Source organism: Lysinibacillus sp. GbtcB16 (assembly GCF_019091145.1).
Lineage (GTDB): Bacteria > Bacillota > Bacilli > Bacillales_A > Planococcaceae > Lysinibacillus > Lysinibacillus fusiformis.
Genome location: NZ_JAGXJV010000021.1, coordinates 1 through 9,076, shown reverse-complemented (window position 1 = coordinate 9,076; position 9,076 = coordinate 1). Strand labels below are relative to the sequence as shown.

The 9,076-nt window shown below is 36.6% G+C and carries 10 protein-coding genes and 1 pseudogene; all 11 read left to right on the top strand.

The window, feature by feature from the left end; translation table 11 throughout:
* A pseudogene (locus tag KVT27_RS22545) lies at positions 1 to 451 on the top strand (outer membrane lipoprotein carrier protein LolA); the annotation flags it as partial.
* 195 nt (positions 452 to 646) lie between these two features.
* Positions 647 to 1,768: an alanine racemase gene (gene alr / locus KVT27_RS22540; RefSeq protein ID WP_217581972.1), complete on the top strand. Its 1,122-nt coding sequence runs from the start codon at positions 647 to 649 to the stop codon at positions 1,766 to 1,768.
* A 284-nt stretch (positions 1,769 to 2,052) separates the two neighbouring features.
* On the top strand, positions 2,053 to 2,316 hold the full coding sequence (locus tag KVT27_RS22535; RefSeq protein WP_036121020.1) for a hypothetical protein: 264 nt from the start codon (positions 2,053 to 2,055) through the stop codon (positions 2,314 to 2,316).
* 4 nt (positions 2,317 to 2,320) lie between these two features.
* A complete protein-coding gene (locus KVT27_RS22530) occupies positions 2,321 to 2,671 on the top strand; it encodes a type II toxin-antitoxin system PemK/MazF family toxin (RefSeq protein WP_008177055.1) in 351 nt (116 codons plus the stop codon).
* A gap of 364 nt (positions 2,672 to 3,035) precedes the next feature.
* Positions 3,036 to 3,437, top strand: a complete 402-nt coding sequence (locus KVT27_RS22525) for an anti-sigma regulatory factor (protein ID WP_008177053.1) — start codon at positions 3,036 to 3,038, stop codon at positions 3,435 to 3,437.
* 57 nt (positions 3,438 to 3,494) lie between these two features.
* On the top strand, positions 3,495 to 4,445 hold the full coding sequence (locus KVT27_RS22520) for a SpoIIE family protein phosphatase (RefSeq protein ID WP_254636243.1): 951 nt from the start codon (positions 3,495 to 3,497) through the stop codon (positions 4,443 to 4,445).
* A 63-nt stretch (positions 4,446 to 4,508) separates the two neighbouring features.
* On the top strand, positions 4,509 to 4,841 hold the full coding sequence (locus tag KVT27_RS22515; protein ID WP_036121014.1) for an STAS domain-containing protein: 333 nt from the start codon (positions 4,509 to 4,511) through the stop codon (positions 4,839 to 4,841).
* Positions 4,841 to 5,311 (top strand): anti-sigma B factor RsbW, encoded by a 471-nt coding sequence (gene rsbW, locus KVT27_RS22510; RefSeq protein ID WP_008177047.1) that lies wholly within the window; start codon positions 4,841 to 4,843, stop codon positions 5,309 to 5,311. The genes KVT27_RS22515 and rsbW overlap by 1 nt, the downstream gene beginning before the upstream one ends.
* Positions 5,289 to 6,074, top strand: a complete 786-nt coding sequence (gene sigB / locus KVT27_RS22505; RefSeq protein ID WP_217581970.1) for an RNA polymerase sigma factor SigB — start codon at positions 5,289 to 5,291, stop codon at positions 6,072 to 6,074. The genes rsbW and sigB overlap by 23 nt, the downstream gene beginning before the upstream one ends.
* A 143-nt stretch (positions 6,075 to 6,217) precedes the next feature.
* Positions 6,218 to 8,389 (top strand): Tex family protein, encoded by a 2,172-nt coding sequence (locus tag KVT27_RS22500; RefSeq protein WP_036121008.1) that lies wholly within the window; start codon positions 6,218 to 6,220, stop codon positions 8,387 to 8,389.
* Between the two features lie 67 nt (positions 8,390 to 8,456).
* Positions 8,457 to 8,915, top strand: coding sequence for a SprT family protein (locus tag KVT27_RS22495; RefSeq protein ID WP_036121005.1), 459 nt, complete (start codon positions 8,457 to 8,459; stop codon positions 8,913 to 8,915).
* Positions 8,916 to 9,076: the final 161 nt, after the last annotated feature.

Sequence of the window (9,076 nt, the reverse complement as noted above, 5' to 3'; positions counted from 1 at the left end):
TGCAGTTGAGCAATTTACAGATAAAGATAACACTAAAGGTGAACAAGCTACGCCAGCAGAGAAAGATGGTAACGAAGACAAAGAAGATAAAGAAGCAGTTGGTGCAGAAGTAGAATATCAAGAGTTCCAAACTAGCTACCCAGTATTAAATTGGGCACAATTGGCGAATGAAAAAGTTGTTCAAGAAAGTGGTATGGAACGCGTTATCTTATCGTTTGAAGGAGAAAAAGCCTTTACTGTTATGCAACAGCCAGTGATAAAGGAAAACTCTATGTTACCAGTATCTTCGCCTGGTGATCCAGTTGATTTAGGATTTACAATAGGTGCGATTACAGATACTTCAGTTAGTTGGGAAAAAGATGGTGTTGAATTCTTTGTAGCTTCCAGTAAACTAACGCGTGAAGAAATGATTGAAGTTGCTACATCTATGACGATAGGTAGTATGAAGTAACTTTTCTAGCTACAGCTTTCTAGTTCATGAAAGCTGTAGCTTATTGACAATATAAAAATTTGTGGTTTAGAAAATGTTAAGTGATTGTCTATAAAGTAAACGTTTCAGGACTAATAAACGTATAATTGTACAAGCTAAATAAAAAATATGTATGTAGTACATAATGTTTTAATTAAAAATAAAGAGGGTATTCTTATGAAGACACAGCAATATTTTCGACCAACGAAAGCAATGATAAATTTACAAGCAATCCAACAAAACGTCAAAAATTTAAAAAAATTTATACGACCTAATGTTCAAATAATTGCTGTAGTAAAGGCGAATGCATATGGTCATGGAGATGTAGCCGTAGCACAGGCAGCTCTTGAGGCTGGTGCCACAATACTTGCAGTGGCAACGCCTGATGAAGCATTACATATTCGAGCACATTTTGAAGACCCAGACATACTAATATTAGGTGCATCTCCAGTTTCCTTTGCTCCTTTCGCAGCTCAACAGCGCATTATGCTCACTGTGTATGGAAGTGAGTGGGTACAGCAAGCAGCAACACTTATAGCCAATGAAGCGCTTCCTTTACAGCTACATATGAAAGTAGATAGTGGTATGGGTAGAATCGGCATTCGCTCTGAGCAGGATTTGTTAGCATTGTATCAAACAATTGAGTCCACTGATAATGTAGAGTTGAACGGAATATTTACGCACTTTGCAACAGCGGATGAGAAAGATACAACTTATTTTGATCAGCAAGTACAATTTTTTGAAAGCTGTTTAGCAGTATTGCCGATAAAGCCGCCACTTGTTCATGCATCTAATACAGCTGCTTCATTAGTAAAGGATTCTAACTTACAGTATGATGCTGTTAGATATGGGATTTCAATGTATGGTTTATCACCGTCCTCCTATGTAGAGAGTATCCTACCCTTTGCCTTACAACCTGCATTTTCACTAGAAAGTGAACTTGTTCATGTGAAGGAAATAAAAAAAGGTGAATCTGTAGGCTATGGAGCTACATATGTTGCGCCAACAGAAATGTGGATTGGAACACTTCCAATAGGTTACGCAGATGGTGTTATTCGTAAGTTAGGTGGACAAGAGGTTTTAATTGATGGACAGAGAATGCCGATTGTTGGACGAATTTGTATGGACCAATGTATGGTTGCCCTACCAAAAGCATATGCTATAGGTGAGAAGGTAACACTTATTGGCCAACAAGGACAGAATAGGATTTCCATCGATGAATGGGCAACTAAGCTTGAAACGATTAACTATGAAATACCATGCATGATCACAGCAAGAGTTCCTAGAATATACTTTTAATGAACACACTTATGCCAATATATTTTAGCTTTCAACTTATGCCAGTATGAAGAATTTGGTCAATTAATAAGCACTGGAGATCCTATTTCTTTTCCAAATGAATCATAATTGGTAATAAGTTGCAATAATAATTATTCGTCATATACCTTCGACAGCCAACATATTTTTACAATTTGTACTTCAAATTGTCAGATATTTTGTCATTTCATGTCTTTTCAACAATATCTTTCAATGATAGAATGGGAAGTAATGAAAAGTGTATGGTTCCGTTGGAGGTGCTTGCTGTGTACGAAAAAAAGTTAAGAGAAGCTACAATTGCTGTTCAAGACAGACTATTTCTACAAACAAAGGAAGTAATTGAAGGTGAATCTTTTGTGCGTTCTTTAGCGCGCAAAAATTTAATGCAGGAGCAACCAAATCAAATACGGGAAGCTATGATTAAAGGATATGTTGAAATGTCTCATATTAATTTAATGATCGCGAGTGAATGCTTGCATGCAGAATATGAAGCACAACATATGGTGGAGCGTCTCGTAAGCGGGGGATGACACTTTGAATGTAAAACGTGGTGACGTTTTTTTTGCAGATTTATCACCGGTAGTAGGCTCTGAACAAGGGGGCACTAGGCCGGTGCTGATAATTCAAAATGATATTGGCAATCGATTTAGTCCGACTGTCATCATCGCGGCTATCACTGCACAGATTCAAAAGGCAAAGTTACCGACACACGTTGAAATCAATGCTGAAAAGTATGGTTTTGAACGTGATTCGGTTATTTTGCTAGAACAAGTGCGGACAATTGATAAGTCAAGATTGACAGATCGTATTACACAACTTGATCATGCTGTGATGGAAAAAGTTGATGGTGCGTTGATGATCAGTTTAGGTCTAGTTAAATTTTGATATACATATGTGTATAGAAAGCATCGAGATAATTGATATCTCGATGCTTTTTTGTCTTTTCTATTCCTTCATTTATTTCGTATACTTTGGAATTCTTATGTCATTAGAACTTAGGAGGAATGTTGAAATGTTTGATGGTAGCAAAAAATCTCTTCGTTATTATGCTATGACGTATTTGATAAATAATAAAAAAAGATTTAAGATATACACAAGATTTTTAATAAAAATAGATTATTGAAAAAATTCTTAAAGGTATATGAAAATATACATAGAATATTCCATTTATAAAAACTATATAGTTTGTGTGTAATATGTCGAATAAAAGTAATAGGTTATTACTCCGTAAGGAAATGGAGGGACAGCAGTGACAAGTAAGTCTTCGGTTGAAATTATTACAGAGTGGGATATTATTACAGCAAGACAACTGGGGCGTAATGAGGCAAAGGCACTTGGATTTGGCACTGTTGATCAAGCTCGTATAACCACAGCTATTAGTGAATTAGCAAGAAATATTTATTTATATGCCAGTATAGGTATAATTGAAATTGAAAGAATTGAGACAGAAACTGAAAAGAAAATAGTAGTTGTTGCAACTGATCAAGGACCTGGAATTAAGGATATTCGCAAAGTAACAGAGGATGGTTATTCTACATCGGGGGGGCTAGGTGCTGGCCTTCCGGGGGTTAAGCGATTGATGGACAGCTTACACATCCAATCTGTCATTGGAGAGGGTACAACAATAAGGACCGAAAAATGGCTGCGTTAGGACGTGAAGAAATTGAAAAAATTAGAAGCTCAGTATAAAAAAATATTGTCAGATTATATGTTGAATCAAACAGAAAAAAATTTATATATTGCTCAAAATTTCACACGTCAATTAATTCAAAAAAGTATAGCCCCTGAGGATGTTGTTAGTATTCATAAAAATGCTGTAGAAGCAATATTTCCTAATCGAATGGGTGAATCGCAGCCAGCATATGATTTTCTTATTGAAGTTATGGTGCATTATGGTATGGCACATCGAGAGCATCAAAGTTTACTACAAAAACAGGCTGAGTATGAATTGGAAATGAGGATTGCAACTAACATTCAAAAGACCTTATTAAAATCATATGTGCCTGAGCTACAGAGTATTGATATAGGAATGATTTCTATTCCTATTCGTAAAATGAATGGTGATTATGTTCATTTTTTTCATGATGGAGAGGAATATTTAAGTGTGGCAGTAACAGATGTTGTAGGAAAGGGAGTACCTGCTGCCTTATGTATGTCTATGGTAAAATACGGACTTGAGACATTGGGTTATGCCTATAAAGATCCTTCGTATGTTTTAGAAGTCATTAATAGGGTAATAGAAAAAGGTGTTGATGATAGTATGTTTGTTTCTATGTTCTATGGATGCTTAGATATTCGCCAAAACATATTTTCCTATGCATCTGCAGGACATGAGCCGGCTTTGCATTATAGAGCCAAGCAAGATGAATTTATTCCTTTAGAAGCTAAAGGTTTATTACTAGGTGTGTTATCTGACACCAAATATACCTTTCATGAAATTGTTTTAGAGGAAGATGATTTGATCATCATGATGACCGATGGAGTAACAGAATTTAGAGGGCAGGATGACTTAAATTCAAGAGAAATTATTTCAGCACTCATAAAAGAAAATAAGGACTTATCAGCTCAACAATTGTGTTTGCTTCTATATAGAGAGATAGAGAAAATACAGGATTTTAAACTGACAGATGATTTTACTGTAGTTATTTTAAAAAAATAGGTTTACGTTTTAATGAAACAGGGAACAGAAAATAGTCTAACAAATATGGTGGAGGTGTGCTATATGGACGTTACAATACATTTTAAAGAAATTGATCATAAATTATTTGGCTATGTTGAAGGTGAAATTGATACGTTTACGGCATCAGGATTACGTGAAGAATTGGAAGCTGTAAAGATTACAGAAGGATTGGAAATTGAACTCGATTTATCAAAAGTAAATTACATGGATAGTACAGGACTCGGGATTTTTGTTGCCTTTTATAAAAGAACATTACGTGAAAACGGCAAGGTGAAGCTCGTTGGTTTATCGACTAGATTACAAAGATTATTTGAAATTACAGGACTGAGTGATTTGATGGATATCGAAACTGATAAAAAGGTGGAATTAAGATAATGAAGGAATTTGACTATATTGAAATTAGAGTTCCTGCTAAACCGCAATTTGTCAGTGTTATTCGGTTAACTGTCTCTGGCTTAGCAAGCAGGATTGGCTTTAATTATGATGATATCGAAGATTTGAAAATTGCTGCAAGTGAGGCTGTCACTAATGTCGTGCATCACGCTTATAAAGAAGATGAAGAAGGCGAAATCGTTATCGGCTGTGCGTTATACGACAATAAAATGGAATTGATGATTGCTGACTACGGCAATAGTTTTAATTTCGAGGAGATTAAAACTAAGATTGGACCGTACCATCCTGAGGAAAATATTGCAGGGCTAAGAGAAGGTGGATTAGGGCTTTATTTAATGGAAACTTTGATGGATGAGGTGATGATCAATAACGATGGTGGCGTAACTGTCTTTATGACAAAGTATGTCACTAGGGAGCAGGTGGAAAAAAATGTCGAAAGAATCACTACATAAATCTTCATCCAAGGAAGATGTATTAAAGTGGATTGAATTGTACCAATCAACGGAGGATGATGAAGCGCAAACGAATCTAGTGATTCATTATCGATATCTAGTTGAGTCAATAGCACGTAAGTATTCGAATGGTAAATCTTATTATGATGATATTGTTCAAGTAGGGATGCTGGGTTTATTAGGTGCAATAAGACGTTTTGATCCAAATGTTGGCCGTAGTTTCGAGGCATTTGCTGTACCGACAATTGTTGGGGAAATCAAGCGCTTTTTACGTGATAAAACATGGGATGTTCATGTGCCTAGACGCATAAAAGAAATTGGGCCGAGAATCAAATCAACGGTGGAGGCGCTGACTATTGAATTGCAGCGTTCTCCATCCATTCAAGAAATTGCCGAGCGTTTAGAGGTAGAGGAGGAAGAAGTATTAGAGGCTATGGAAATGAGCCGTAGTTATCAAGCTCTTTCTATGGATCATTCAATAGAGTCAGATTCAGATGGTAGTACTGTAACACTATTCGATATTTTGGGTAGGGAAGACGACGGCTATGAAATGACTGATAAACGAATGATTGTTTCCGAGGCAATGGTTGTTTTGAATGAAAGAGAAAAACAAATCATTCAGCTTACATATTTAGAGCAACTAAGTCAAAAAGAAGCTGGAGAACAATTAGGGATTTCTCAAATGCATGTATCTAGAATACAAAGAAAAGCAATCAAGAAATTACAAGAGGCTATTCTAGCAAGTGGCAGTGTGTCGCTCTAATCCATCAATGGGTGTGCTGTGAATCATACTAAACACCCTTTAAATGCAAAAAAATAGTCTACTCATATTCGTTTGAGTAGACTATTTTTTTGCATTTTTAGTAATGTGTAATGGTAAAATGAAAAGAAAAAGGTAGTGATGGTGTGGAACAAAAGCAAATGTTACAGCTCATTGCAAAAGATGTAGCGGTTAAACCAGGGCAAGTTGATGCTGTTATTAAATTATTAGAAGAAGGAAATACAGTTCCGTTTATTGCGCGTTATCGAAAAGAAGTAACGGGATCTCTGGATGAGGTGCAAATTAAAGCTGTAGAGGATCGTTATCATTACATACAGCAGCTCGAACAACGGAAAGAAGAAGTTATTCGATTAATCCATGAGCAAGATAAGCTTACACCAGAATTAGAAAAATCGATTCTTTCAGCAACAGTACTTCAGCGTGTAGAGGATTTATATAGACCTTACAAGCAAAAGCGTCGTACTAAGGCCACTATTGCAAAAGAAAAGGGCTTAGAACCACTGGCAGATCTTTTAGTAGCTTTTAGTCATGATCCACTGGAGCAACTAGCTATTAAATTCGTCGATAATGATCAAGTAGCTAATGCTGAAGACGCGCTAGCAGGAGCGAGAGATATTTTAGCAGAACGCTTTGCTGATGATGCTGCTATTCGTGAGAAAATTCGTACGTATTCATTGAAAGATGGCGTACTTGTAACGAGTGTGAAAAATGCAGAAATAGATGAGAAAAATGTATTTGAAATGTACTACGAGTATGAGGAGCCTGTAAATCGAATTGTTCCGCATCGTATTTTAGCGATAAATCGTGGGGAAAAAGAAGATGTATTAAAAGTTTCGATACATGTTCCAGTGGATCGCGTATTGATGATCATGTGGAAAGAATGGATACCAGCAACGGGAACATCTCCTGCTATTGCTGAAGTGAAGCTTGCTATCGAAGATTCGTACAAGCGTTTAATTCAACCTTCTATAGAAAGAGAAATACGTAATGAGCTTACTGAAAAAGCAGAAACACAGGCTATTCATATTTTCTCTGCAAACTTACGTAATCTACTATTACAACCACCTATGAAAGGCAAATATGTCTTGGGCGTTGACCCAGCTTATCGTACCGGCTGTAAATTAGCAGTTGTCGATGAAACAGGGAAAATGCTAGAGGTTACAGCTATCTATCCACATCCACCTAAACCAGATGTGGCAAAATCGAAAGCTGTTGTAAAAGCAATCTTAGCAAAATACCCAATAAGTATAATTGCTATTGGTAATGGGACAGCCTCCCGTGAAACTGAACAATTCATTGTTGATGTATTAAACGAGTTAACTACGGACGTAGCCTACGTTATTGTTAATGAAGCGGGAGCATCTGTGTACTCAGCATCGGATATTGCTCGGGCTGAATTCCCTGATTTACAGGTTGAGCAACGAAGTGCCGTGTCTATTGCCCGACGCTTACAAGATCCTTTATCAGAGCTAGTGAAGATTGAACCAAAAGCAGTTGGAGTGGGGCAGTATCAGCATGATGTTTCTCAAAAGAAATTAAATGAATCATTAACATTTATAGTAGAAACAGCAGTTAACCAAGTGGGAGTTGATGTAAACACGGCCTCTTCATCACTTTTACAATACGTTTCTGGGTTATCTAAAACAGTTGCAGAAAATATCGTGAAGGTTCGAGAAGAGAATGGTCAATTCACTACCCGTGTACAGTTAAAGAAAATTCCAAGATTGGGTGCGAAAACTTATGAACAAGCCATTGGTTTCTTACGTATCTCTGAGGCGAAAAATCCATTTGATGCTACGGGCATCCACCCTGAAAGCTATCATCTTGCAGAACAGATTTTAGCAGAGGCAAAGATCGATAAAAAAGAACTTGGAACGAAAAAGGCGGAAGAAGCTATTGCTGCTTTGGATATTCAACAATTAAGTGGAGTACTAGAGATTGGTGTTGTAACGATTCAAGATATTGTAGATACTTTGATGAAGCCAAGCCGTGATCCACGTGATGCGTTCCCACAGCCATTGCTGAAAACAGATGTATTGAAAATGGAAGATTTAAAAGTTGGTATGGAGCTACAGGGAACTGTGCGAAATGTAGTAGACTTTGGAGCTTTTGTTGATATTGGTGTGAAGCAAGATGGACTTGTGCACATTTCAAAACTTCAAAATAAACGCATTAAACATCCATTAGAAGTTGTGGCGTTAGGAGATATTGTAACCGTTTGGGTAGAACAGATTGATGTTAGTAAAGGGCGGATTTCTTTAACAATGCTCCCTCCTAAAAATCAATTAATAGATTAAGTAATAAATTTTTACCACGCTGTGCATACTACACAGTGTGGTATTCTTGTTGTTGGAGGTGATCAAGTTGGACAATGAGGAACTACAACAGCTTGTATGTCGAATTTCTTTGGAAAGTTTTCAAAAACCATTTATACACCAAGCTTATTTTAATGGAAGATTACGTTCAACAGGCGGACGATATCTTTTACAAACGCACAATATTGAGATCAATCCAAAAGCTTTTGAATTATATGGTATTAAGGAAATTCAAGGCATTATACTTCATGAACTGTGTCACTACCATTTACATATTGAAGGTAAGGGGTATCAGCATCGGGATAAAGAATTCAGGGAACTATTAAATAAAGTAAAGGCACCTCGTTTCTGTTCAGCGTTACATACTTCTAAATCATCTATAAAAAAACAACGACGCTACACCTATACATGTACTAATTGCCAGCAATTATATGTAAGAAAAATTAAAATGAATGTTGAAAAGTACTGTTGTAGCAAGTGTTTGGGCAGGCTTAAATTATTAGAGTAAAAAAATATAAAAAAAAGATTGACGTATTGTTGAGTTATCCCTATAATAGTAAAAGTCGACAAGATAACGACGACAACATAACATTCATTATTCCGAAGTAGCTCAGTTGGTAGTAGCACCTGACTGTTAATCAGGTTGTCGCAGGTTCGAGTCCTGCCTTC